Annotated in this window: 22 protein-coding genes, 1 tRNA gene and 1 pseudogene; 11 read left to right on the top strand and 13 right to left on the bottom strand. The window is 70.8% G+C overall.

The window, feature by feature from the left end; all coding sequences use genetic code 11:
- Positions 1 to 57 precede the first annotated feature (57 nt).
- The 3 genes from ACN27B_RS02275 to ACN27B_RS02265 all read left to right on the top strand — a co-directional run bounded on the left by ACN27B_RS02275 (position 58) and on the right by ACN27B_RS02265 (position 3,615).
- A complete protein-coding gene (locus tag ACN27B_RS02275; RefSeq protein ID WP_099164957.1) occupies positions 58 to 2,193 on the top strand; it encodes an MMPL family transporter in 2,136 nt (711 codons plus the stop codon).
- Positions 2,186 to 3,418, top strand: a complete 1,233-nt coding sequence (locus ACN27B_RS02270) for an NAD(P)/FAD-dependent oxidoreductase (RefSeq protein ID WP_099164075.1) — start codon at positions 2,186 to 2,188, stop codon at positions 3,416 to 3,418. The genes ACN27B_RS02275 and ACN27B_RS02270 overlap by 8 nt, the downstream gene beginning before the upstream one ends.
- A gap of 120 nt (positions 3,419 to 3,538) precedes the next feature.
- Positions 3,539 to 3,615 (top strand) — tRNA-Ile (locus tag ACN27B_RS02265).
- A gap of 270 nt (positions 3,616 to 3,885) precedes the next feature.
- Here ACN27B_RS02265 and ACN27B_RS02260 read toward each other — a convergent pair.
- Positions 3,886 to 4,764: an IS5 family transposase gene (locus ACN27B_RS02260; protein WP_422745814.1), complete on the bottom strand. Its 879-nt coding sequence runs from the start codon at positions 4,762 to 4,764 to the stop codon at positions 3,886 to 3,888.
- A 137-nt stretch (positions 4,765 to 4,901) separates the two neighbouring features.
- Here ACN27B_RS02260 and ACN27B_RS02255 point away from each other — a divergent pair.
- A pseudogene (locus tag ACN27B_RS02255) lies at positions 4,902 to 5,972 on the top strand (tyrosine-type recombinase/integrase); the annotation flags it as partial.
- A gap of 1 nt (position 5,973) precedes the next feature.
- Here the strand turns inward: ACN27B_RS02255 and ACN27B_RS02250 are convergent.
- The gene (locus ACN27B_RS02250; protein WP_422743273.1) at positions 5,974 to 8,916 is read right to left on the bottom strand and encodes an NACHT domain-containing protein; all 2,943 of its coding nucleotides are present in this window, start codon (positions 8,914 to 8,916) and stop codon (positions 5,974 to 5,976) included.
- Positions 8,917 to 9,237: 321 nt separating this feature from the next.
- On the opposite strand from ACN27B_RS02250, the gene ACN27B_RS02245 reads away from it, so the two are divergent.
- A complete protein-coding gene (locus ACN27B_RS02245; RefSeq protein WP_422743271.1) occupies positions 9,238 to 9,477 on the top strand; it encodes a hypothetical protein in 240 nt (79 codons plus the stop codon).
- Positions 9,478 to 9,618: 141 nt separating this feature from the next.
- On the opposite strand, the gene ACN27B_RS02240 is transcribed toward ACN27B_RS02245, so the two are convergent.
- The 4 genes from ACN27B_RS02240 to ACN27B_RS02225 form a co-directional block, all read right to left on the bottom strand.
- A complete protein-coding gene (locus tag ACN27B_RS02240) occupies positions 9,619 to 10,020 on the bottom strand; it encodes a hypothetical protein (protein ID WP_422743269.1) in 402 nt (133 codons plus the stop codon).
- A gap of 121 nt (positions 10,021 to 10,141) precedes the next feature.
- Complete coding sequence (locus ACN27B_RS02235; RefSeq protein ID WP_422743267.1) at positions 10,142 to 10,474, bottom strand: hypothetical protein; 333 nt, start codon at positions 10,472 to 10,474, stop codon at positions 10,142 to 10,144.
- A gap of 43 nt (positions 10,475 to 10,517) precedes the next feature.
- The gene (locus tag ACN27B_RS02230; protein ID WP_099164078.1) at positions 10,518 to 11,099 is read right to left on the bottom strand and encodes a GNAT family N-acetyltransferase; all 582 of its coding nucleotides are present in this window, start codon (positions 11,097 to 11,099) and stop codon (positions 10,518 to 10,520) included.
- Positions 11,077 to 11,778 carry an SMI1/KNR4 family protein gene (locus ACN27B_RS02225; RefSeq protein WP_157779180.1) on the bottom strand — a complete coding sequence of 234 codons (702 nt, stop codon included), beginning with the start codon at positions 11,776 to 11,778 and terminating at the stop codon, positions 11,077 to 11,079. Before ACN27B_RS02225 ends, ACN27B_RS02230 begins: the two co-directional genes overlap by 23 nt.
- Positions 11,779 to 11,898: 120 nt before the next feature.
- Between ACN27B_RS02225 and ACN27B_RS02220 the strand changes: the two genes are divergently transcribed.
- Positions 11,899 to 12,405, top strand: coding sequence for a SigE family RNA polymerase sigma factor (locus tag ACN27B_RS02220; RefSeq protein ID WP_422743264.1), 507 nt, complete (start codon positions 11,899 to 11,901; stop codon positions 12,403 to 12,405).
- Positions 12,406 to 13,215: 810 nt separating this feature from the next.
- On the opposite strand, the gene ACN27B_RS02215 is transcribed toward ACN27B_RS02220, so the two are convergent.
- Positions 13,216 to 13,656, bottom strand: coding sequence for a hypothetical protein (locus ACN27B_RS02215; protein WP_157779181.1), 441 nt, complete (start codon positions 13,654 to 13,656; stop codon positions 13,216 to 13,218).
- Positions 13,657 to 13,917: 261 nt separating this feature from the next.
- Here ACN27B_RS02215 and ACN27B_RS02210 point away from each other — a divergent pair, with 261 nt between their 5' ends.
- Positions 13,918 to 14,181 carry a hypothetical protein gene (locus ACN27B_RS02210; RefSeq protein ID WP_422743262.1) on the top strand — a complete coding sequence of 88 codons (264 nt, stop codon included), beginning with the start codon at positions 13,918 to 13,920 and terminating at the stop codon, positions 14,179 to 14,181.
- 17 nt (positions 14,182 to 14,198) lie between these two features.
- On the opposite strand, the gene ACN27B_RS02205 is transcribed toward ACN27B_RS02210, so the two are convergent.
- Complete coding sequence (locus ACN27B_RS02205; protein WP_099164958.1) at positions 14,199 to 14,654, bottom strand: GNAT family N-acetyltransferase; 456 nt, start codon at positions 14,652 to 14,654, stop codon at positions 14,199 to 14,201.
- Between the two features lie 236 nt (positions 14,655 to 14,890).
- Here ACN27B_RS02205 and ACN27B_RS02200 point away from each other — a divergent pair, with 236 nt between their 5' ends.
- Positions 14,891 to 15,472: a DinB family protein gene (locus tag ACN27B_RS02200; RefSeq protein ID WP_099164959.1), complete on the top strand. Its 582-nt coding sequence runs from the start codon at positions 14,891 to 14,893 to the stop codon at positions 15,470 to 15,472.
- 151 nt (positions 15,473 to 15,623) lie between these two features.
- Here the strand turns inward: ACN27B_RS02200 and ACN27B_RS02195 are convergent, their stop codons facing one another.
- Entirely contained in the window at positions 15,624 to 16,034 is a 411-nt protein-coding gene (locus ACN27B_RS02195) for a RidA family protein (protein WP_099164960.1), read from the bottom strand.
- 73 nt (positions 16,035 to 16,107) lie between these two features.
- Between ACN27B_RS02195 and ACN27B_RS02190 the strand changes: the two genes are divergently transcribed.
- Positions 16,108 to 16,416 (top strand): hypothetical protein, encoded by a 309-nt coding sequence (locus ACN27B_RS02190; protein WP_099164082.1) that lies wholly within the window; start codon positions 16,108 to 16,110, stop codon positions 16,414 to 16,416.
- Positions 16,417 to 16,426: 10 nt separating this feature from the next.
- On the opposite strand, the gene ACN27B_RS02185 is transcribed toward ACN27B_RS02190, so the two are convergent.
- Positions 16,427 to 16,861, bottom strand: coding sequence for a hypothetical protein (locus tag ACN27B_RS02185; RefSeq protein WP_099164083.1), 435 nt, complete (start codon positions 16,859 to 16,861; stop codon positions 16,427 to 16,429).
- 69 nt (positions 16,862 to 16,930) lie between these two features.
- On the bottom strand, positions 16,931 to 17,398 hold the full coding sequence (locus ACN27B_RS02180) for an SRPBCC family protein (RefSeq protein WP_099164961.1): 468 nt from the start codon (positions 17,396 to 17,398) through the stop codon (positions 16,931 to 16,933).
- A gap of 39 nt (positions 17,399 to 17,437) precedes the next feature.
- Between ACN27B_RS02180 and ACN27B_RS02175 the strand changes: the two genes are divergently transcribed.
- Both ACN27B_RS02175 and ACN27B_RS02170 read left to right on the top strand, forming a co-directional pair.
- The gene (locus tag ACN27B_RS02175) at positions 17,438 to 18,025 is read left to right on the top strand and encodes a GNAT family N-acetyltransferase (RefSeq protein WP_099164084.1); all 588 of its coding nucleotides are present in this window, start codon (positions 17,438 to 17,440) and stop codon (positions 18,023 to 18,025) included.
- Between the two features lie 82 nt (positions 18,026 to 18,107).
- Positions 18,108 to 21,260 carry a BTAD domain-containing putative transcriptional regulator gene (locus ACN27B_RS02170; protein WP_422743258.1) on the top strand — a complete coding sequence of 1,051 codons (3,153 nt, stop codon included), beginning with the start codon at positions 18,108 to 18,110 and terminating at the stop codon, positions 21,258 to 21,260.
- Between the two features lie 6 nt (positions 21,261 to 21,266).
- On the opposite strand, the gene ACN27B_RS02165 is transcribed toward ACN27B_RS02170, so the two are convergent.
- Together ACN27B_RS02165 and ACN27B_RS02160 are read right to left on the bottom strand one after the other, a co-directional pair.
- The gene (locus ACN27B_RS02165; protein WP_422743256.1) at positions 21,267 to 22,091 is read right to left on the bottom strand and encodes an ABC transporter permease; all 825 of its coding nucleotides are present in this window, start codon (positions 22,089 to 22,091) and stop codon (positions 21,267 to 21,269) included.
- A complete protein-coding gene (locus tag ACN27B_RS02160) occupies positions 22,088 to 23,044 on the bottom strand; it encodes an ATP-binding cassette domain-containing protein (protein WP_422743255.1) in 957 nt (318 codons plus the stop codon). Before ACN27B_RS02160 ends, ACN27B_RS02165 begins: the two co-directional genes overlap by 4 nt.
- Between the last annotated feature and the right edge of the window lie 35 nt (positions 23,045 to 23,079).

The raw sequence follows: 23,079 nt of genomic DNA, 5'->3' as shown, positions 1-23,079 counted from the left end.
GCTGTCGACTTAGACTCCCGCTGCGTCGATTGATGCGTCGATTCGAGGGTGGTGGAGATGGCCGCAGGACGCAGCCGCTGGACCGCGACGCTGGTCGCGGTTGCGGTGGTGCTCGGCTGGCTGGTGGTCGGTGGCATCGCCGGCCCCTACTCCGGAAAGCTCGGCGAGGTCGCCACCAACGACAACGCCTCCTTCCTCCCCGCCGACGCCGAGGCCACCCGGGCGCAGGACCTGGCCGCCGGATTCGTCGACCGGGAGAGCACGCCGGCACTGGTGGTCTACGAGCGCACCAGCGGCATCACCCCCGCCGACCAGCAGCGGATCCAGGCCGACGCGGCGCGCTTCGCCCAGGTGCCGGGCGTCATCGGTCCGCTGCCACCACCGATCGTCAGCCAGGACAAGCAGGCCGCCCAGGTGATCGTCCCCATCGACAGCGCCGAGGGCGAACAGATCCGCACCGTCGTCGACGAGCTGCGGAACATCGCCGGCCCGGACCGGGACGGACTCACGGTCGACGTGGCCGGCCCGGCCGGCCTGCTCGGCGACCTGATCGAGGTGTTCAGCGCGATCGACGGGCCGCTGCTGCTGGTCACCCTGGTCGTGGTGCTGATCATCCTGCTGATCGTCTACCGCAGCCCGGTGCTCTGGATCTTTCCGTTGCTGGCCGCGGGGATGTCGTACTCGCTGGCCGCCGTCGTCGTCTACGTCCTGGCGGACAACGACGTGGTCAAGCTCAACGGGCAGGCGCAGGGCATCCTCACCGTGCTCGTCTTCGGCGCCGGCACCGACTACGCGCTGCTGCTGATCGCCCGCTACCGCGAGGAGCTGCACCGGCACGAGCGCCCCTGGGACGCCATGAAGGCCGCCTGGAAGGGCGCCGCCCCGGCCATCATCGCCTCCGGCGCCACGGTCATCGTCAGCCTGCTCTGCCTGCTGCTGTCCAGCCTGAACTCCAACCGGGCGCTCGGCCCGGTCAGTGCCGTCGGCATCGCCGCGACACTGCTCGTCATGCTCACGTTCCTGCCCGCCCTGCTGGTGCTCGGCGGGCGGTGGGCGTTCTGGCCCCGGCGCCCCCGGCACGACGACGCGGACCCCCGCACCGAGCACGGCATCTGGGGGCGGATCGCCGGCTTCGTGGCGCGCCGCGCGCGTACCGTCTGGGTCGTCACCGCCGTGGTGCTGGCCGCCCTCGCGATCGGGGTGACCCAACTCGGCGCCACCACGCTCGGCCAGTCCCAGCTGTTCACCCAGCGCACCGACTCGGTGGCCGGCCAGGAGGTGATCGACAGGCACTTCCCGGCCGGCACCGGCAGCCCGGCCACCGTCTTCACCGCGCAGGCCGCCGCCCAGCGGGTCGCCCAGGTGGCGCAGGGCGTCAAGGGCGTCGCCTCGGTGGCGCCGCTCGGCCGGCGCGGCGAGAACGCGCCGCCCGAGGAGAACACGCCCCCGAAGGTCGTCGACGGGCGGGTGCAGCTCAACGTCACGCTCGCCGACCCGCCGGACAGCAACGGCGCCGAACAGACCATCCGCGACCTGCGCGAGGCGGTCCACGCGGTGCCCGGCGCGGACGCCGTGGTCGGCGGCTTCACCGCGATCAACGTGGACACCGCCGACGCCTCCGTCCGGGACCGCAACGTGATCATCCCGGTGGTGCTGCTCGTCATCGCGGTCATCCTGGCGCTGCTGCTGCGCGCCCTGGTCGCCCCGGTGCTGCTGATCGCCACCGTGGTGCTGTCGTTCCTGGCCACGCTCGGCCTCTGCGCCCTGCTCTTCCGGTACGTCTTCGACTTCCCCGGCGTGGACCAGTCGTTCCCGCTGTTCGCGTTCGTCTTCCTGGTCGCGCTCGGCATCGACTACAACATCTTCCTGATGAGCCGGGTCCGCGAGGAGTCGGTCCGGCGTGGCACCCGGGCCGGCGTGCTGGCCGGCCTCGCGGTCACCGGCGGGGTCATCACCTCCGCCGGCATCGTGCTCGCCGCCACGTTCTCCGCGCTCGCCGTCCTCCCGCTGGTGGTGCTGGTCGAACTGGGCGTGGCGGTCGCCGTCGGGGTGCTGCTGGACACCATCGTGGTCCGCTCGCTGCTGGTGCCCGCGCTCGCGTACGACATCGGGCCGAAGGTCTGGTGGCCGAGCCGATTGTCCCGCTCGCACCGCGAGGGCGACCGGGCCGGGGCGGGGGTGGACCGTGCCTGACACCGACGTGGTGATCGTCGGCGGCGGCCTGGCCGGCCTCGCCGCCGCCCGCCGGCTGCACCGCGCCGGCGTGCCCTGGCGGCTGCTGGAGAGCGCCGACCGGCTCGGCGGTCGGGTGGCCACCGACGAGGTCGACGGGTTCCTGCTGGACCGGGGGTTCCAGGTGCTCAACACCGCCTACCCCCGGCTCGGCGGCCTCGTCGACCTGGACACGCTCGACCTGGGCTGGTTCACCTCCGGGGTGCTGGTGCGCCGGGGCGACCGGCTGGAGCGACTGGTCAACCCGCTGCGCGAGCCGACCGGCGCGCCCGGCGCGCTGACCGCCGGCGTCGGCTCGCTGCGCGACCGGCTGCGCCTCGCCGCGCTCGCCGCCGGTTGCGCCGGCCTCCCGGTCGGGCGGCTGCTCTCCGCGCCCGAGACCAGCACCGAGACGGCGCTGCGCCGGGCCGGCCTCTCCGACGCGATCATCGAGGAGCTGCTCCGGCCGTTCCTCTCCGGCGTCCTGCTCGACCGCGAGCTGGCCACCTCCAGCCACGTCTTCGCGGTCATCCTGCGGTCCTTCGCCCGCGGCCGGATCGGGCTGCCCGCGCGCGGGATGGGCGCGCTGCCCCGCGCCGTCGCCGCCCCGCTGCCCGCCGAGCTGATCGCGCTGCGTACCCCGGTCACCGCTGTCGCGCCCGGCCGGGTCCGCACCGAGGCCGGTCAGATCACCTGCCGCGCCGTCGTGGTCGCCGCCGACCCGCCGGCGGCGACCACGCTGCTGCCCACGATCAGTCGGGTACGCATGCACGCGTACACCACCTACTACCACCGCGCCGACACCCCGCCGCTGGACGAGCCGATCCTGCTGCTCGACGGCGACCGGCGGGAGATGATCGCCAACACGGTGGTGCTCAGCAACGCCGCACCCACCTACGCACCGGCCAACCAGCACCTGGTCGCCACGTCCGTGGTCGGCCCGCAGCCCCCGCCCGAGCGGGTGATCCGGACCGAGCTGGAACGCCTCTACGGCCGCTCCACCGCGGACTGGACCCACCTCACCACCGTCACGGTGCCCGACGCGCTGCCGGCCGCCCCGCCACCGCAGGGCCGACTGCGCAAACCGGTCGCGCTCGGCGACGGGCTCTACGTGGCCGGCGATCACCGGGACAGCCCGTCCATCCAGGGCGCGCTGGCCAGCGGGTGGCGTACCGCCGGGGCGGTGCTGGAGGAGTTGCGGCGCTGAGCCGACGTGTCGCTGCGCGCTGTTATTCTCGCGTTGCCCATCGTGGGCGTCGCGGCGGCGGCGTCGCCGGGGCGGTGGTGCCCGGAGATCGATCGGCGGGTTACGATCCGGCGCGGTGACGGGGCGGTAGCTCAGCCGGTTAGAGCAGGGGACTCATAATCCCTCGGTCGCGGGTTCGAACCCCGCCCGCCCCACCAGGCAAAATACTAGATCTGCGATCTTCCCGTGGTGCTACTCATGGTGCGAGCGCGCGACGGTTAGCCCATGGCGACGGCGAACAGGCCAGCGCGGCGAGATCGAGGAACTACCTAGCGGCTCACTGAGGGTGAAGGTATACGCGGGCATTGGCCCAATCACGAAGAAGCGGCACTACGTGACCGAAACGATTCCGCCGGGTGCGACGGCCCGGAAGGAAGCCGAGAAGGCGCGTACGCGGTTCCTCGCCTAAGGCGTGTTTCATAAGCCGGTCAGAGCCACTCGCAGATGATGGTGATGGTCAGGCTGGCCTGGAATCGGACGGCCAACTTGTCGTAGCGGGTGGCCAGGCCGCGGTGGCGCTTGAGCCGAGCGATGCCGTCCTCGACGGCATGTCGCATCCGGTACAGGTCTCGGTCGAACTTCGGCGGGCGTCCGCCGCGGCTGCCCTTGGCTTTGCGGTGGGCGACCTGGTCGGTCTTGCTCGGGATGCACGCCTTGATTCCGCGCTTGCGCAGGTAGGCGCGGTTACCTCGGCTGGTGTAGGCCTTGTCGGCCAGGACCAGGTCGGGGCAGGTGCGGGGCCGGCCTACTCCGAGGCGGGTCACCTTGATACGGCGCAGGACCGGGATGAACTGCGGGCTGTCACCACGGTGCCCGGCGGTCACGACCATCGATAGGACCTTCTGTCCCTGCTCACAGGCCAGATGCGTCTTGGTGGTCAAACCGCCGCGAGAGCGTCCGAGCCCGTGATCGGCAGGTTCGTCGTGCACGCCGCCGGGTGGCTCTTTCTGCAGGTGGCCGTCGGTGCGGGCGCCAGCGGCGTGCTGGTGGGCGCGACTGGTCATCGAGTCCACGCTGACCGTCCAGCCGATCCGGCCCTGCGCATCGCCGGCGGCCTGCGACTTGGCCAGGATCTTGTCCCAGGTGCCGTCGCGCTGCCAGCGACGGAACAGGCCGTAGACCGTCTGCCAGGGGCCGTACTCGGCCGGGACGTCACGCCAGGGCGACCCGATCCGGATCCGCCACCTGATCCCGTCAATGAGCTGCCGTTTCTCCCACTTCGGCGGTCGGCCCTTCGCCGACGCGGCAGGCAGTAGCGCGGCGAGCCGCTGCCACTGAGCGTCGGTGAGGTCATGCCGCCTCGTCACCGTTAAGGTGGCCACGAGGTCTCCGGTATGAAGTTCTTGCTTGGTCGCAGAACCAGATACCGGAGACCTCTTCAGTTGTCGATCACCGCCACGCCGAGACCTTCACCGGCCACCACGACTTCTGAAACACGCCTTAGGTGGACGAGCGGCGCAACCCACGGACACGCGCGACGGTCGACCAGCTGCTCGACCGGTGGCTTGAAGTGCTCGACGTTGAGGCGTCGACCCGGCAGGGGTACGTCAAGAAGCTGAACAAGCACGCACGGCCGTTGCTCGGCAAGCTGCCGGTGGGTCGGCTGGACGCCGAGACGCTGGAGTCTCTCTACGCGGTGCTGCGGAAGTGCCGGGGCCGCTGTGGAGGCGCGCGGACGGCCATCGAGCATCGGAAGGCAGGGCCGCACGACTGCACCGACAAGTGCCGGCCGCACGAGTGCAAGCCGCTCGCCCCGGCGTCGATCCGGCAGATTCACTGGATCCTGTCCGGTGCACTGAACCGGGCCGTCCGGTGGCGGTGGATCGCCGTCAACCCCGCAGACCAAGCGGAGAAGCCCGGGATGCCTCAGCCCAACCCGCACCCACCAACGGCGCCCGAAGCGGCCCGATTGGTCTCCCAGGCGTGGCGGGACCCCGACTGGGGAGCGTTCGTATGGGTCGCTATGACGCCCGGCGCCCGACGAAGCGAGCTGTGCGCGTTGCGGTGGTCAGCCGTTGACCTCGACGCCGCTGTGCTGACCCTGGGGAGCGCCCTGTACGTCGATGACGCGGGCAAGTTGCGGGAGAAGGACACGAAGACGCACCAGCAGCGGCGCGTAGCGCTAGACACCGAAACCGTGAAGGTGTTGAAGGATCAGTTGGCGCGTTGCAAGGAACGCCGCGATGCCCTTAGCCTCCCGGTGAGCGGTGACGGCTACGTGTTCTCGCCCGATCCGGACGGGAAAGCTCCGCTCGTGCCGGACACGGCCACCCAGCGATTCAGCCGGATGGCCGCGCGACTCGGCATCACCACAAACCTACATGCGCTACGGCACTATTCCGCAACGGAGTTGATCGCCGCGGGCGTGGACGTGCGAACGGTTGCCGGTCGACTTGGTCACGGCGGGGGCGGAGCGACAACCCTGCGGGTTTATGCCGCTTGGCTGTCGGAGTCCGACCAGCGAGCTGCTGCTGCACTCAGTGCCCGTATGCCCTCGCGACCTCTAAAGCGTTGAACTACATGGCATCACTCTCGGGCTTGCCAATTAGCGATTTTCGGCCTGTAATCCAGTTGCCCATCCACGGGGGCCGTAGCGTTCGGATGCTGTCCAACTCTTCTCCGCTGAAATCGGCTGCGTCGGCGATCTCGGCAGCGACGCCTTCGTCTATATTTTCTGCAATCCGGCGCCGAAGGCAACGATAGAGGAAGTCGCTGCCGAGATGATCGTTAAGCTCCTCCATGAAGACGCTGACGGAGCCCGGATTTGCCTCTGCTGCGACGAACGCCAGCCATAGAGCTATTTCCGTCAGGATCGATCCTGATTCGCCCTGCACAATGCTCACTCTCAGTAGGCGCCTATAAAGGTTCGTGATGGCACCCTCAAGACCCATTGCCTGGGCGTAAGGAACGGTAGGTGATCTGACGGACAAAGAATTATGGAAGTTTGTCGCTGCGGCGGTTTCTGCTTCGGAGATGTCCTCTCCCAAGATGTACTTGATGGCGCCCACGGCGAAAATGCCGAGCTGGGGTGCGCCAAAGCAGTCCAATACCAGCGGGAAACTTGTCGGACTCTTCTTGTCTGTGCTCAGCGTGCCCTGCATGGCCAAGTAGGTGCGAACGTATGGGTCGGACTTGATAAGCACTTTCTCCTCAGATTGCAGCACGGTAGAAACGATGCTGCTCCATTCTTCGGAATACAGCTCGCCCTCGCCTGAGATCTGGGTGCGTGCCCACCTCGACGCGAAGGCTTGCCGAAACCTCCTGCGGGCGGCCTCACTCGATTCTTGTGGCCCGAATCGATACCCTCGCTGGCTGTTCAGATACGCGGCGATCTCCCTTTCCGCGAACCCCTGCTCGGTAAGGAGGCGGCCACATATGTTCCGAGGGTCCTTGTACAGTTGAAGCAAAGAGATAAAGGCGCGACGGTCTTCGAGCGTTGTCACATTCTGGGATCGCCAGAGGTCGAAGGCTTGAATAAGTACCTCGCTAACTAGGCGAGCGCCGACAGGTGTTGAGTTCAATACTCGAAGGCACAGGGGTATATGTTTTCCTGCCGCTACCTTGCGCCCCTCTTTCCCGGCTCTCATCAAGGCCCTTAGGAGCGCTTCTGATCCCCGGTAATCCTTGTCGTCGTAGGCTTGAAACATGAGGTCGGGGAGGACCGAACTCGGATTCTTTTTGTAGGCCTCAAGGATCGATTCGAGAACGCTCTCCTGGGACTTGGCTCGGTGCACGATGGCTTCGGCTGCATAATATTCCATGAAGGTGCGATGAGTAAACGAAAACAGTCGCTCTCCACGTTCTGAATGTCCGATCGCCGTGAGCAGCCAGGCTCGTCCTGCGCAAAACTCCAGAAATTCTCGCGCCCTGACTTCGGCATCCCTTGGATCAACGCCGGCTGTATCGCCGAAATACGTCCCAATGATTCTTGTGAGCTGTTTCTCCTCGACACCACCCCCAGCCGAAGGGAATTTATAAAAGAAATCCGCTAGCTCCTCCATAAGCGTGTGGCCATAGCGTTTGTGGTCGACGGGCTGTGGAATGTGTCGGATGGCGTCCCAACTATGGAACAGTAGATCGGCGCACTGCTTGTAGACATCGCGTTGATTCATTGGGATATAGCCGCGCAGCCTGTAGAGAGTGCAGAGAAGCGACAGCATGAGTGGGTTGCGTCGCACGTCGTCAATCTCTGCGGACTCCTGCAGGAAGGCGGCCGGGTCTTTGATGCTTCTCTGCATGAGCTTGAACCAGCGATTTACATATTCGGTGACCTGGCTGAGGGTGTACTCCTGCAGCTCGAAAGTCGGGAATCGTCCCTCGGTGAAGCGAGCGCTTTCGTATCCGACCTTACGAGTGGTTGCAATCATCGAGGAGAGCGGAAACTCCTGTGCTAACAGGTCGATTTTTTCGATCAACTTCCGGCGTTGTTGTATCTCGGTTACCTCGTCGACACCATCGAATATCACGAAGGCGCGTCCCAGGGCGAGGAGTTGCTCTACATCAAGTCGGTCGGCGGAGAGCCCCAGACCGTGAATCGCCTTTTCGACATGTTGAATCGCCGGTGCTGAGACGTCCGCTGAAAGCTCTCGGCATCGCACAAGAATGGGGGCAAGGTCTTTCGACGCGCGAGTGGCGACGGTGTTTACTAAGCGTGTTACCAAAGTGCTTTTGCCGACACCCGGGTTCCCGATCACCACGAGACGCACACCTGCGATGGGATGCCTGAACACATCGGCCAAGCTAGCGTTTGCTGGTGTTCGAGGCTTGAGGCTTCTTTCAATGTAAAGTTCCTCGTACCGGAATCGGTGACGTTCTTGAGCGTGCTCCAGATGCATCTCGTCAGAAGCGTCACCAGCGATGCGGCAGATGTCGGCACAAAGTGCTCGGAGTTGTGCGACTCGATTGGGATTCGAGGTGGCCTCGATCGTTGCCCGGACATAGCGGGGTGCGGCCGGCAGGGAAAATCCCGCAGCCCGATTTGTGGAATCAATTAGGCGTGCTGATTCTGCCTTTGCGACGCGAGCAACCGCGCTAGGTTGGGGCGCGATCGCTTCAAGGTGTTGTATTAAAAGTTGCCAGACCACCTCGGAGGAATGTGTCCAAGGTCGGGGATTCGGCCTACCCCAGTCTGAGACCTGCTGGTCGAAGGCGCTTCTTAAATATTCGAGTGATCTCTCGGCGTCTTCATGATTTTCTCGAACCGCCTTCAGGAGCACGTAACTTTGTGCTACGGCAGCCACTTCCGCTGTGTTAATGAAGTCGGCTATGTCGTTGAGATCCGAGTCATTGACGATAATCTGCTCGCCGCTGGAGTGCTGGAGCAAGAAGGCACTGACATCGACATCCGGTGCCAGTGGACTTCTCATGGCACCGTGCACGGATGCCATGAACTTGACCAGCAGCGATCCGAGAGCTTCGCCAGCGGCGCCGGTGGCAATGGCGGCTGCGACGTCGGCCATTGGTTCCCCCTCCTAGGTTCCGGAGAGGCTAGTCGTCGTGAGCGTCGCTCGCTACACGTCAGCTTCGGCACGGGACAACAGCTCCGGCATGAACCGAATCCGGCCAGGCCTTCGCCGAGGTCGTCGTGCGGATGGCTCGGATCTCTGAGCCCTGACCAGTGCCTTGGCAGTCAGTAAGCTGACAGGATGGAGTCTCGGACTGCTGCCCGCGCCGCGGCAGAAAAGTTGCTCGCCCCTGCTTTGCCGCGCCGGTGGGACCACGTCCGATGCCTCCGGCGGAGATCTTCGACAGGGCTGTAGTTGAGGCAGAGGAGCGGTGGCGTGGCGGACGAGGCGTTCTCCAGCGATCTTTCCGGCCACTTCTGGGCGACGCTCGAACGTCGGCCCGAACTCGATCGATGGCGCTTCGAGATCCTCGACTATCAGAACAACGTCCTGCTCAGTGGCTTGGCCTGCAACGAGCGGCAGGCCGCGGCCATCGTCAACGCCTGGGACCAGGTGATCACATCGTCGCCCGACGAGGAGGACCCCAGCATGGATAGGCCCGATGAGTCGGCATGATCGTGCCAATGGTCGAATTCCCCGCCCAGCGGGCCGCCTGACACCGGGGCAGTCCAGCGATCCTGTGGGCTTCCGCCGTCCATCTTGACCAGGGCGACCAGGCCGTGGCCCCCGAGGTGGGCCAGCAAATCCGCCGGCCGCTCATCCACTGCCGCATCCGACGGCTACGTCCAGCACCGACAGGCGTCCTGACCGGAACGCCGTCACCTGCTCGGCGTTCAGCGGGTAGTACGACAGGGGTGGATCACTCGTCGTCCAGCGGTCGACGTGCACGAAGCACCCGTGCCACTGACCGCGACCCACCACCGCGACGTCGGTGGAGCCGGGGATGCTCGGCGCAGCGCCGAGGACGAGCCCCGGCCCGGACACGCGGGCAAGGACGTCGTCGTCGGGAGGCCCGACGAAGATCGCGACCGCCGCACGTTCCTCGACGGGGGCCGTGCCGGGGTCGAGGTAGTCGTGCACCCGCTCGTAGCCGCGCACGTCGACCTGGGACAGATACCGTTGAGCGGACGTCTCCGCCGGGCCCGTCAGCTTGAGCACGCCGAAGCAGCAAGCGGCAGCCGCGACGAACGACAGCAGCCACAGGCGTCGGCTTCTCGACGACACCGGAGCGTGCCGGTCAACGGCGTCAACGGATCGCGGCACGACGACACAGTAGGCCTCACCGGCGATGTGGGTGGGCCGCTGGAGCTGAGTCGTCGGTGGAGCGGACGTGCTTCCGCCACCGGCGGTGGCGCCGTGCGGCGACGGCGACGGCCACCGCGACGAGAAGCGCGGTGGCGCCCTTCCAACCCCGCTCGAACGACGACCTGTCGTCGCCGAACGCCGCGTCACCGGCGGTCATGAGCCACAGCCCGACCCACGCCCACTGCCAGCCGTGTGGTCGGGAGAACCTGTCGGGTGGCTCGGATGCGGCGACGAACACCGCGGCCACGGCGCCGCCGACGACGATCAGCGGTATTCCGATGCGCCCGACGACGTCCCACAGCGACACGAGCCGATGATGGCACCCCGTCCGGACAGAACCGGCGTCATGGTCAGCGAGTCGACTGCCGCATGACCCAGGTCGGCACGGGTTCGGCGAAGCGGTGCGCCACCTCCCAGCCGGCGCGCCGGTAGACCTCGACGTTGTCGGGGTTGCTCGTCTCCAGGACCGCAGGCAGGCCGTCGGCGGCGGCCCGGTCCAGCCCCACCCGCATGAGGGCGTGGCCCCACCCGTGGCCGGCGTGGTCCGGATGCGTGCCCAACACCCCGAGATACCAGAAGGGGACGGCGGGCAGTGCGGCGTGGACCGCCCGGTCGTACGCGCGGACGCGCCGCAGCACGTCGGCGGGAAGTCGGTCGGCGAGGTCGTCGTCCGGTGCGTCGCCCTCGGCGGCGGGTGGTTCCCAGATGGCGACCGACGCGCCGCGCTCGACCGTCCAGATCGTCGCCTTGGGTAGCCGCTTGTCGAAGAGGTGCCCGAAGAAGGCGCCGGCGTAGGGCGCGTAGGTCGCGTCGTCGGGGAACAGGAACCGCAGGACGGGGTCCTTGGTGAACGCGGCGACCAGCGAGGCGACGACCCGGCCCCGGTCCTCCGCCGTGGCGACGGTGATCTCAGGTGCTGTCACAGCGAACATTGTCCCGGGCCCGACGTGCCACACGGCTCTCGGCCTCCTCCAGCCAGCGCCGATACCACCGGGCGAAGCCGAGGGGGGTTCCGTCCTCGTCGCGCAGCGGCTGGTAACCGCCGTCCGAGGCGGTGTCGTCCGTCCACATCTGGCCCCGCGCCGGTCCGCTGACGACCAGCGCCTCACGCAGCGCACAGCCGAGATGACACAGGTAGAGCAGGCCGACCGAGTGCTCCGGCCGAAACACCACGGCGTCGTGCCGTTCCCAGTACGCGTCCTCGGCCGCGTTGAACTCCTCCTCCGAGTCGAAGTCGTCCTCGTCGGGCGGGCCGGGCAGCCCGTCGGCCGGGTTGAACGCCTCGACGTGCGGAAAGGGCCGCGCGAGCGTGCCCAGGTCGGTGAGGTCGGCGCCGTCGCCCTCCCACGACCACCGTCCGTCGCGCCGGCGCAGCGGGAAGAGCCCGTACGCCGGCCCCGCGCCGCCCCGGCCCGCGACGAGCAGGAAGGCCTGGTACTCACCGGGCAGTTCCACCCCGAGCTGTGCCTCCACCTCGGCCAGGTCCCCGGTGCTCAGGGGCGGCTCCAGCTCCCACCGGTGGCCGGCGGACCCGAAGACGGCGGAGGCGGCGGGCGCGGCGGCCACGCGGGCCAGCCGTTCGCGTACGTCGGACCAGTCGGTGTGCGGCACGCGCCGGACGATACCGCCGGGCCCGGACCGCCGACATCCCTCGACAATCTCGACGGGGCGGGATAGCGGTGGGGCTCCCAGGCGTCTGTGAGGGGTGGACGAGGAAACGAGGGTGGTGCGGTGGAAGAGGACGAACGGGCGGTGCTGGCCGAGTTCGTGGCGAGTCGCGCGCCGGCGCTGATCCGGGTCGCCTACCTGCTCACCGGCGACCGGAGCAACGCGGAGGACCTGTTCCAGTCGGCGCTGTCGAAGGTCATCCCGAAGTGGCGGAGCATCCGTCACGCCGACCCGGAGGGCTACCTGCGGGCGGTCATGTACCGGGAGCAGGTGAGCTGGTGGCGTCGGCTGCGTCGGCGGCGTGAGACCCCGGTCGACCTCGGTACGCCGGTGGTGGCCGACCCGAGCGGGGGAGCGGACCTGCGGCTGGCGTTGCGGGCGGCGCTCCGGCAACTCACGCCGGCGCAGCGGACCGTCGTGGTCCTGCGCTACTACGAGGACCTGCCGGAGGCGCAGGTCGCCGAGCTGCTGGGCTGTTCGGTCGGGACCGTGCGCAGCCGCACCGCCCGTGCGGTCGCCCGCCTGCGTCAGCTCCTGCCGGCCGGCGAGCTTCTGGAGATGCAGCGATGACCGATCCGTTCGAGCACGTCCTCCGCACCACCCTCACCGAGATCGCCGAGGAGGCACCGACCGTGCAGGACTCTCTGACCAGGGCGGAACGACGCGTACGCCACCGCCGACGGAACACCATGGTGGTGGGTACGGCGGGCCTGCTGGCCGCGCTCGTCATCGCCGCGCCGTTCGCCTACGCGGACCGGGGCGACGACGGGCAGCCGTCACGTCCGGCGACGATCGTCCCGAAGCCGAGCCCGAGCGGGCCGGACGAGCCGGTTCCGGGCCCGCCGGGTGAGCCGGTCCCGAGTCCCGGCGGCGCACGGGGAACCGTTCCCCCTCCGCCGGGCGCTCCCGGCACGCCGGTCCCGAGCCCGAGCGGGACCGCTCGGGCGGTTCCGCCTCCGCCGGGCGCAGCCAGTCCGAGCCCGAGCGGGACCGCTCGGCCGGTTCCGCCCCCGGCGGGCGCGCCGGCCCCGGGCCGACCGGGCATGCCGGCCCCCGATCCGGGGGCGCCGGGCGCAGCGGTGGCGAGCCCTGTTCCCCACTGAGCCGATGCCGGCGCGGATCGGAGCGTCGCCGTGCCGCCGCAGCGACGCCGGGCCCGCCGCGCAACGGCGGGCCCGGGCCGTCGCAAGGCGCCGACGTGGCTGCGTAGGTCGCGTCGTCGGGGAACAGGAATCGCAGGAGGGCGTCTTTGCTGAACGCGGCGACCGGCGAGGTGACGACCCGGGCGCGGCCTTCGGACGTGGCGACGGTGATCTCAGGCGTGGTCACACCGAACATGGCCCTCGCCCGCCTGTCGCGGCATGCCCGTCGTGGTCCCGGTCACTTCGCCGCCGGGCTGGTGACACTCGGCCAACCGGGCCGCTGGACGGCTCCCCTGCACGTCCAGCTGAGGTCCATGGCGTTGACCTGGAGCTCGATCGCCACGCCTGGCTCGGTCGCCCGACGTTGCTCCACCAGGTCGGCTTTCGCCAGCAGCACGGACCCCTTGAAGGTGAAGCCGTCGACGCCGGACTGCTTGGCCGCCTCGCCGATCGGCCGCATGACGGCCGGATCGCCGTGGGTGCCGCTGCGCACCGCCTGGTCGACCTGTTCACACACCCAGGCGGCCAGGGCGACGCCCTTGAGAGCAGGGTACGAGACGGCCGCGGCAGGGGGAGTGCTGCCGACTGTGGACGGTTGCGGCGAGGGACCGTAGCCCTGACACCCCGGCACGGCGAGGACCACGGCAGCGGCCAGAACCGCCGGACGGAGACGCAGCACCGGCTGATGATAGAGGCGGCGCGCGCGCCGGCGGACCCCCGCTCGATCTCCTGGGGCCGGCCGATTCCCGGCACCCGGCTCTCGGCCCTCGCCGGCCGGCGCCGATACCACCGGGTGAGGCCGAGTGGGGTTCCGTTCTCGTCGTGCCGTTCCCGATACACGTCCTCGGCCGCGTTGAACTCCTCCTCCGAGTCGAAGTCGTCCTCGTCCGGCGGGAGCCATCCGGAGCGGCTACCGGGCGCGGATCGGTAGGCTGCGCCGGTGGACAAGCGCTACGCGGCGATGGCCCTGTCGCTGCCTCTTGCGGTGCTCCTCGCTTCGTGCGGCAGCAGCGCGACCTGTGAGGAGCAGGCGGACTACCTGCGCAAGATGGCTCATCGGGGAGGGCGAGGACCTGTTCGTCGAGAGCTGCGTGAACGGCACCCCGGCACCGGTGCCGGCGCGCGACTGACCGTCGGCTCGCCAACTCCGACGTGCCGCTTCGACACCCCCGCCGCGGCACCCGGGGTCGGCGGCGACGACTGAGCCTCAGGGGCGCCCCCTCAGGTTGTCGCCGCGTAACACCGGACGGCCACCCGCTGCCCCGAGCTCCACTGCTGATCGACCGTGCCCAGCAGGTGCCAGCCGAGCCGCTCGTAGAGAGCCACCGCCGCGGTGTCGGACGCCACCACGTCGAGCACCGGCCTCAGGCCGCGATCCCGTGCCGCGTCGACAGCCCGCGCCATCAGCAGCACACCGATCCCGTGGCCGCGAGCCGACGGAGCGACGAACAGTCGGTTGACCACGGCGGTCCCTTCGACACCCACACCCGTGCGAGAGCTCCACAAGCCGGGTGCCGCGTCTCCCGTCCCGCTCCGGGACAGGCCGACATGGCCGACCACCCGGCCGTCCCGTTCCGCCACCCACGCGGCGAGGAGCGACGACGGCGTGAGCCAGGCGTGCGGGACGTCGGGCCAGTTCACCGGATAGCCGTCGCGCCGATGAACCTCCGCCAGCACGCGGACGCAGTCGCCGAGGTCGCGGTCGGTGCGCCGGCGGGCGCTCGGGGGCGCGTCCGCGCCGGATGCGTCTCCGCTCGTCACCCGCCGTATGGAAGCACAGCTCACCGCCGGTGACCAGCGAATTCCACGACCACCTCCGGTCCACGGCGGCGTGTGGCGCCGCCGGTGTCAGGACGGCCAGTACCACCCGAGGGGGCCGGCCGAGCGAGCATCGATGCCTCATGCTGTGCACCATGGCGATCTACGACCCGAAGGCGAACCTGCTCGACTATCTGCGCGGTGCCCGGGAGGCGGTGGTGTGGAAGCTCGACGGGCTGGACGAGTACGACGTCCGGCGTCCGCTGACGCCCACCGGCACGAACCTGCTGGGCCTGGTCAAGCACCTGGCGCGCGGCGAGTTCGGCTACTTCGGTGAGACGTTCGGGCGGCCGGGTGACGCCGTCGCCCGATGGTGCGAGGATGACGCGTCGTGGGAAGCCTGGGCTCTGCCGACTGAGTCGCGCGAGTCCGTCGTCGACCGCTACCGGCAGGCCTGGGCACACGCGGACGCGACGATCGAGGCCCTGCCGCTGGACGCCGTCGGCCGAGTGCCGTGGTGGGGCGACGGCGGTGAGGTGACACTGCACCAGGTCCTGGTCCACGTCACCGCCGAGACGCAGCGCCACGCCGGGCACGCCGACATCGTTCGGGAGCTGATCGACGGCACCGTCGGACTGCTGCGTACGACGACGAACATGCCCACGTCGGACGCGGCGCACTGGGCCGCTCACCGGGACATGGTGGAGCGGAACGCGCGGGAGGCCGCCGGCCGGTGAATCACCGCGGTGACGGGGCGGGACGGCAGCCCCGTGGACCTGGTGCGCTGTCGCGCCCGCGGCGGTGGCGCGCCGGGGGGCGACGGGCCGGGCGAGAACATGCCGCTCGACACCCGCAGGTCCGACGACGAGGGGATCCGCGACGCCCGACCTACGACGGCTCGGGCAGCGCCGCGGTGACGTCCAGCTCGACCAACTGCCCGGTGAAACCGAGCTGGGCCACGCCGAGCAGCGTGCTGGCGGTGGTGAACGCGCCCGCCAGTGGCGTGGCGAGGAACCGTCGCCACACCTGGGCCAGCACGGTCTGGTCGGCGCTGACGACGTAGATGACGGTACGCACGACGTGCTCGGGACCGGCGCCGACCGACCGGAGAGCGGTCAGCGCATTCCGGGCGACCTGGTCCACCTGGGCCTCCACGTCACCCGGGCCTGCCAGGACACCGTCGGCGTCCAACGGGCACTGGCCGGCGAGGTAGGCGGTGCGACCGGCCGCGACGATCGTGACGTGGTGGTAGCCCGGAGTGGGGTGCACGCCCTCGGGGTTGGAGCTGATGATGGTCATGCGCCGCAGCATCCCGGATCCAGGACCGTGGCGTCACCAGGTTTGCGCGGTGGTGGAGCGAGCAGGAGGCCTGATGGAGACCTGGCGGGTCGTTGCGGGTGTCCTGATCGCGCTGTTCATCGGCCTCGTCGGTGTCGCACTGGCCACCAACTACCGCGGCGTCACGGAGTGGCACGTACGCCGCTCGGCGGCCGCTGCCGGCATGCTCCGGCGGGTGCCGCCGTGGCGGTGGTTGCCGGACGCCGACGCCGACCGCCGGGTGGCGCGGTTCGTCCTGTTCGAACGGGGGCTCGGTGTGCTCTTCGCGGCGGCGGGCGTCGTCGCCCTGGTGGTCGAGCTGTACTCCGTCGTCTCCGGCGAGCCGCTGCCGTCGAACAAGTAGGAGCGAACCGCTACGTCCACGGCGGCGTGTGCCGGGTCAGGTAGGCGCGGGCGCGTGGCAGCGGATCGCCCCAGTACTGGTGCGGCATGCGGCTGTGGTGCGCGGCGCAGAACTCGGCCAGGTCGGCGGGGAGCGCGACGGCCTCCAGCGGCCGGCTCTCGAAGTCGCGGTTCGCCGCCAGCAGGTCCGCCTCCGCGTGCCAGCCGGAATGGTCGAACGCCCACCCCGCCCAGGTCGCGTACACGTGCCAGACCTGCGGGTCGTCGGTGAAGCGCAGTCCGGCGAGCCCGACCGGCCGGTCCGGGTAGGCGTCCCGGCACACCCAGGCCAGGATGTGGCACGCGCCGGCGGCGAAGAACGCCTGATCGGTGCGGTCCCACGCGAGGCGCTGGTCGGACCGTTCGAGAGGGGTCCGACGGAAGACCCCCGCCGCCACCGCTGCCACGCCCCGACGGTACCGGTCCGTCGGGGCGGATCGGGCAGGCGCGCGCGGCGACGCGGTGACGGGCGAGGGTCAGTCGCCGGGTTCGACGTACGAGGCGAGGTTCGCCAGCGAGGACGCGATGCCCTCCTCGTGGACGGCCTGGTCGATGCCGGACGGCACGCCGGTCGCGGTCACCGTCACCTCGGTGCCGTCGCCGGCCGCGGCGAGGTGCCAGGTCATCGTCATGGTGCCGGCGTACGCCGGGTCGTCGGCCCGGAACACCGCTGTCTGCACCACGCGCGCCGGCCGTACCAGGTCGGCGAACCCGACGTCGACGACGTCGGTCGCGTCCGACGTCTTGCCCGGACTGCCGCTGGGGTCGAGGTAGGTGAGCACCATCCGGAACCCGCCGCCGGGGCGGGGATCCCACCGCTCGATCCGCCCGCGCATGCCGTCGGGCGGCAGCCACGCCTCGAGCGCCTCTCGGTCGAGGAGCGCGTCGTAGATCGCGGCGGGCGCTGCGGCGATCGTCCGGCTCGCCTGATCGATGCGGTTCACCACTCGATTCTAGGATCCGATCGCGGGCAGGATGGGCGGGTGAGGTTTCCTCTGTCGACACCGCCCGCCGTTCCCGCCGGCACGCTCGCGGTCGGTCCGCAGCCGACGCTCACCGCCGGCGGTGACCTCGTCCTGCGGCCCTGGCGGGCGTCCGACGCGGCGGCTTTCCTGGCCGCGTACCAGGATCCGGAGATCCGACGCTGGCACACCCGCCGACCCGCCTCCGAGGAGCAGGTACGCGAGTGGTTCGCGTTCTACCGCCGCGCGTGGGCGCAGGAGACGGCGGCGAGCTGGGCGATGACGTACGGCGGCGGTGACGTGCTGGGACGCATGGTCCTGGGTGGCATGGACCTCGGCGACGGGGTGGCGGTGTGTGCGTACTGGGTGGTTCCGGCCGCCCGTGGCGCGGGTGTGGCCTCCCGGTCGTTGCGGGCGGTGAGCGACTGGGCGCTCGGTGCGGTGGGCTTCCACCGTCTCGAACTCGACCACTCGACCCGCAATCACGCCTCCTGCCGGGTCGCCGTCAAGGCGGGCTTCCGACCGGAGGGCATCAGGCGCAACGCGGCCGTGCACGCCGACGGACGGCACGACATGGAGGTGCACGCCCGCGTACGCGGCGACGACTGACGCGGTCGGCCGGCGCTCACTCGCCACCTGCGTCGTGACGCCTGACTGCTCGGGCGGTGCACTCGGATGAGAAAGTGGCAGCGTGCGGGTGGGGATCCTCGGGCCGCTGGAGGTCCGTGACGGCGAGCGGACCGTCGACGTCGCCGGGGCGCGACTGCGGGCGCTGCTGATCCGCCTCGCCCTGGACCCGGGTCGCCCGGTGAGCCTGCCCGCGCTGGCCGAGGCGCTCTGGGCGGACGCGCCGCCCGCGGACACCGCCAACGCGGTGCAGACGCTGGTGTCCCGGCTGCGTCGGGCCGTGCCCGGGCTGGGGGTGCGCAGCGGTCCGGCCGGCTACCGGCTCGACCTCGCCCCCGAGGACGTGGACGCCGGGCGCTTCGAGCGGCTGGCCCGGCAGGGTCGGGAGGCGCTGCGGGACGGCAACGCGCCGGAGGCGCTCGCGACGCTGCGCGACGCGCTGGCGCTGTGGCGCGGTCCGGCGCTGGCGGAGGTCGCCGACGCAGCCTATGCGGGGGCCGCCGCGGCCCGGCTGGCCGAGCTGCGGCTCACCGCGCAGGAGGACCGGATCGACGCGGAACTGCGCACCGGGCGGCCGGAACTGCTGGTCGCCGAGCTGGACGAGCTGACCGCCGCACATCCGCTGCGGGAGCGGCTGGCCGCGCTGCACCTGCGCACGTTGGCCGCCGCCGGGCGGCCCGCCGAGGCGCTGGCCGGGTACGAGCGGATCCGCGAGCGGCTCGCCGAGGAGCTGGGCGTCGACCCCTCGCCCGAGCTGCGGGCCGCGCACCTGGCGCTGCTGCGGGGCGAGGCGGCCCCGGCCGCCGTGCCCGCCGGGCGGCGGGGCAACCTGCGGGCGGCGCTCACCACGTTCGTCGGGCGGGACGAGGACCTGCGCCGGCTCACCGGGCTGCTCGCCGGCAACCGGCTGGTCACGCTCATCGGCCCGGGTGGGGCCGGCAAGACCCGGCTGGCGAGCGTCGCGGCGGGCCGGCTGGCCGACGGTGTGCCAGGCGGGGCCTGGCTGGTCGAGCTGGCGCCGATCACCGACCCGGCCGACGTGGCCCGGGCCGTGCTCGACACGGTGGGCCGGCGGGAGCGGACGCGGGAACCGGTCCGGCCCACGCTCCGCGACACGCTCGGCCGGCTGGTCGACGCGATCTCCACCGACGAGACGCTGATCGTGCTGGACAACTGCGAACACGTCGTCGAGGCCGCCGCCCGGCTCGCCGAGGACCTGCTGGGCCGCTGCCCGGGGCTGCGCGTGCTGGCCACCTCCCGGGAGCCGCTGGGCATCGTCGGCGAGGTGCTGGAACCCGTACCGCCGTTGCGCCTGCCGCCGGCCGACGCGAGCCCGGGCGACGCGGCCGCGTACCCGTCGGTGCAGTTGCTGCGCGACCGGGCCGCCGCCGTGCGGGTCGGTTTCGCGGTGACCGACGACAACGTCGCGGACGTGGTGGAGATCTGCCGCCGGCTCGACGGCATGCCGCTGGCGATCGAGCTGGCGGCGGCGCGGCTGCGGACGCTGTCGCCCCGGCAGGTCGCGGCCGGCCTGGACGACCGGTTCCGGCTGCTGACCGGTGGCAGCCGCACCGCGCTGCCCCGGCACCGGACGCTGCGGGCGGTGGTGGACTGGAGCTGGGGGCTGCTCACCGACGACGAGCGCCGGCTCGCCGAGCGGCTGGCGGTCTTCCCGGCGTCGGTCACCGCCGAGTCGGCGGCCGGCGTCGCCGGCCCGGCCGCCGCCGCGCTGCTCGACGCGCTCGTCGACAAGTCGCTGCTCCAGGTGGTCGACGACGGGCGGTTCCGGATGCTGGAGACCATCCGTGAGTACGGGCTGGAGCGGCTCGCCGCGGCCGGGGAGAGGGCCGGGGCGCGGGCCGCGCACGCCGCGTACTTCCGGGATCTGGTCGGCACCGCCGAGCCGCACCTGCGCACCGCGGGCCAGCTGCCCTGGCTGCGGCTGCTGGAGGCGGAACGGGAGAACATCGTCGGCGCGCTGCACCACGCCTGCGACGCCGGCGACGCCGACACCGCGCTGCGGATCGGCGCGGGGCTGGCGCTGCCGTTGACGATCTGGGGCGACGACGGCGGCATCGGCGGTGACGTGCTGGCCCGTGCGCTCGCGTTGCCCGGCCCGACGCCGCCGGGGGAGCGGGCCGTGGTGCTCGCCATCCGTGTCGTCACGGAGATGTTCCACAGCGCCCACGTGCCGACGCCGGAGCGGATCGCCGAGCTGACCGACGCCGTGCGCGCGGCGCAGGGGACCGGGCACCCGCTGGTGGCGCTGCTCGAACCGGCGCTGTCCATCTTCACCGATGACACCGCCGCCGGGATCGCCGCGGTCGACCGGGCGCGCGGCCATCCCGACCCGTGGACGGACGGGACGCTGCTGGCGATGCGCGGCCAGATCAGGGAGAACGACGGCGACGCCGAGGGCATGCTGCGCGACCTCACCGGGGCGATCGAGGAGCTGCGCGCGGTGGGCGAGCGGTGGAGCCTGTCGATGGTGCTGAGCCAGTACGCCGACGCGCTGACCAAACGCGGCGACTTCGCGGCGGCCACGGCCGCGCTGGAGGAGTCGGCGCGCCTGGTCCGCGAACTGAACCCGGCCGCCGAGCCGGGCTTCCAGCTGATCTGGCTGGCGGCCATCCGCGCCCGCTCCGGCGACGTGGCCGGCGCCAAGGCGGAGCTGCGCCGGTTCGTCGCCGACCGGGTGGCCGACCGGGACGGCCGGGACGCCGCGTTCGGGCTGATGATGCTCGGCGACATCGCCCGGCTGGAGGGCTCGCTCGACGAGGCGCAGGAGTGCCTCGCCGAGGCGATGCGCCGGCAGGACGAGGCGCCACTGGTCGCGCCGCAGTTCCGTGGCCTGCTGCTGGCCACCATGGCGCATCTCGCGCTCGCCCGGGGCGACCTGCCGGACGCCCGCCGTCACCTGGACGAGGCCACCGTCCGAGGGCTGGCCGCACGGGACATGCCGGTGATGGCGATCATCGCGGTCGGCTGGGTCGCGGTCGCCGAGGCGGAGGGCCGGTACGAGCGGGCCGCCGAGCTGCTCGGCACGTCCGACGCGCTGCGCGGCTGGCCGGACCGGTCCAACCCGGACGTGCAGCGGCTCGCCGAACGGCTGCGGACCGAGTTGGGCGAGGACGGCTACGCCGCCGCGTACGCCCGGGGGCACGGCCTGAGCCGGGCCGACGCCCTCGCGTTCGTGGGCGGCGACCCGGCTCGGTGAGGCCGGTCAGGCGCGACGTCGGTAGGCCCGCACCGCGAGCGGCGCGAACACCGCGATGATCGCCACGGTCCAGAGCAGCGACCGGGTCACCGGCCCGGCCACCGGGCCGCCGATGATCAGGCCCCGGGCCGCCTCCATCACGTCGGCCACCGGGTTGATCCCGACCCACCACTGCAACCACCCGGGCAGCGTGTCGGTCGGCACCATCATGTTGGTGCCGAAGGTGAGCGGGAACAGCACCAGGAACGCGGTGCCCTGCACGGCGCCCGGGCTGCGCATCACCACGCCCAGCAGCACGCCGATCCAACTGACCGCGAACGCGAACGCGATGGTCAGCAGGCAGGCGGCCAGCGTGGACAGCGGGTCGGTGCCGATCCGGAAGCCGATGGCGTAGCCGAACGCGAACAGCACCACGATGGAGACCACGAACCGGACCAGGTCGCCGACCACGGAGCCGACCAACGGCGCGGACCGGGCGATGGGCAGGCTGCGGAACCGGTCGAAGACGCCCTTCTCGACGTCGGTGTTGAGGCTGACGCCGGTCGCGATGGACGCGAAGAGCACCGTCTGCACCATGATCGCCGGGAGCAGGAACTCCAGGTACGCGTGCTGCGAGCCGGAGATCGCGCCGCCGAGCAGGTAGACGAAGATCAGCACGAAGATGACCGGCTGGAGCGTGACGTCCAGCAGTTGCTCCGGTGTGCGGAGCGTCTTGATCAGGCTGCGGCCGGCGAGCGCGAGGCTGTGCCGGGCCAGTCCGAACCTACGGGCGGCGCCCCGGGGCGCGCGGGTGCGGGGCCGCGTGGCCGCCGCGCGGGTGGTCGTGGTCATGCCGCCACCTCCGTGGACTCGTCGGCGCCGTGGCTGGTCAACGTGAAGAACACCTCGTCGAGGCTGGGCAGTCGCAGCGCCAGCTCGGCCACCCCGATGCCGGCGTCGTCGAGCCGGCGGACCACGGCGGTGAACGGGGCGTCGCCCTCGACCGGCACGGTGAGCAGGCCGGGTCGGGGCAGTTCCGGTTCGGCGCCGGTGCTGGCCCGCAGGATCTCGGCGACCTCGCCGATCCGGTCGGGCTCGCTCGGCCGGACCACGATCGTCTGGCTGCCGGCGATCCGCTTCAGCTCACCCGGCGTGCCGTGGGCGATCACCCGGCCGTGGTCGATCACCGAGATCTCGTCGGCCAGCGCGTCGGCCTCGTCCAGGTACTGCGTGGTCAGCAGCACCGTCGAGCCGTCGTCCACCAGCGAGCGGACCACGCCCCACATCTCCTCGCGCTTGGCCGGGTCCAGACCGGTGGTCGGTTCGTCCAGGTAGATCACCTCCGGCCGGCCGACCAGGCTCGCGGCCAGGTCCAGCCGGCGGCGCATCCCGCCGGAGTACGTCTTGGCCGGCCGTCCGGCCGCGGCGCTCAGGTCGAACCAGGCGAGCAGTTCGGTCGCCCGGGCCCGGGCCTCGCGCCGGCTCAGGTCGAGCAGGCGGCCGATCAGCACCAGGTTCTGCGTGCCGGTCAGGTCCTCGTCGACCGAGGCGTACTGGCCGGTGAGCCCGATCAGCCGGCGTACCTCGGCGGCCTCGCGGACCACGTCGTGACCGCCGACGGTGGCGCGCCCGGAGTCCGGGCGTAACAGGGTGGCGAGGATCCGCACCGCCGTGGTCTTGCCGGCGCCGTTGGGCCCCAGCACCCCCAGCACGGTCCCCCGTCGTGCGGCGAGGTCGATCCCGGCCAGCGCGGTCGTCGTACCGAACCGCTTGACCAGGCCCTCCGCCTCGAATGCGTACGTCATGGCACCGACCCTGGTGGGTGGCGCTGGCAGCGGAC

It is taken from the genome of Micromonospora sp. WMMD754, assembly GCF_049315235.1.
Classification (GTDB): Bacteria; Actinomycetota; Actinomycetes; order Mycobacteriales; family Micromonosporaceae; genus Micromonospora; species Micromonospora sediminicola.
Note: the sequence above shows the minus strand (reverse complement) of the source record. Positions and strands in the feature narration are given on the sequence as shown.